General features: G+C 40.1%; 1 protein-coding gene. It reads left to right on the top strand.

Features of this window, described 5'->3' with window-relative positions; translation table 11 throughout:
• Positions 1-59: 59 nt before the first annotated feature.
• Positions 60-1,112: a BMP family lipoprotein gene (locus SORDD16_RS04965; protein ID WP_061452580.1), complete on the top strand. Its 1,053-nt coding sequence runs from the start codon at positions 60-62 to the stop codon at positions 1,110-1,112.
• The last annotated feature ends 166 nt before the right edge of the window (positions 1,113-1,278 follow it).

Raw genomic sequence — 1,278 nt, 5'->3', positions numbered from 1 at the left:
TGTGACCAACTAATCCATACTTGCAACATCGTTGCACATCTTATTTAGGAGGTTCAGTAATGAACAAGAAACAATGGCTAGGCCTTGGTCTAGTTGCAGTAGCAGCAGTTGGACTTGCTGCATGTGGTAACCGCTCTTCTCGTAACGCAGCTTCATCTTCTGATGTGAAGACAAAAGCAGCGATTGTCACTGATACTGGTGGTGTCGATGATAAATCATTCAACCAATCAGCTTGGGAAGGTTTGCAAGCTTGGGGTAAAGAACACAACCTCTCTAAAGATAACGGTTACACTTACTTCCAATCAACAAGTGAAGCAGACTATGCGAACCACTTGCAACAAGCAGCAGGAAGCTATAATTTGATCTTTGGTGTTGGTTTTGCCCTTAAAAATGCAGTTGAAGAGGCAGCAAAAGAACACACTGACTTGAACTATGTCTTGATCGATGACGTCATCAAAAATCAAAAGAACGTTGCAAGTGCTACTTTTGCAGATAACGAAGCGGGTTATCTTGCAGGTGTTGCTGCCGCAAAAACAACTAAAACAAAACAAGTTGGTTTTGTAGGTGGTATGGAATCCGAAGTTATCTCACGTTTTGAAGCTGGTTTCAAAGCAGGTGTTGCTTCAGTAGATTCTTCTATCAAGGTACAAGTTGACTACGCTGGTTCATTTGGTGATGCTGCTAAAGGTAAAACAATTGCAGCAGCACAATACGCAGCTGGTGCAGATATTGTTTATCAAGTAGCTGGTGGTACAGGAGCAGGTGTTTTTGCAGAAGCAAAATCTTTGAATGAAAGCCGTCCTGAAAATGAAAAAGTTTGGGTTATCGGTGTTGACCGTGACCAAGAGGCGGAAGGTAAATATACTTCTAAAGATGGTAAGGAATCAAACTTTGTTCTTGCTTCTACATTGAAACAAGTTGGTACAACTGTAAAAGATATTGCCAACAAAACAGAAAAAGGTGAATTCCCTGGTGGACAAGTTATCGTCTACTCATTGAAAGATAAAGGAGTTGACTTGGTAACGACAAATCTTTCTGAAGAAGGGAAAAAAGCTGTCGAAGATGCAAAAGCTAAAATCCTTGACGGAAGTGTAAAAGTTCCTGAAAAATAATGAATAAAAGTCATTTCTTAGGAAGCGGCCATCGGTCGCTTCTTTAAGAATTGAGACAATTTTTGTCTCAATAGAGCTTGTTAATGTGATTAGCAGGTTTTATTGAAATAAAATAAACCTCTGAAAGGAAGAGCATATGGCACACGAAAATGTCATTGAGATGCGG

It is taken from the genome of Streptococcus oralis, assembly GCF_001578945.1.
Classification (GTDB): Bacteria; Bacillota; Bacilli; order Lactobacillales; family Streptococcaceae; genus Streptococcus; species Streptococcus oralis_Q.
The sequence above is the reverse complement of the archived record's forward strand: the minus strand, read 5'-3'. Positions and strand labels throughout refer to the sequence as shown.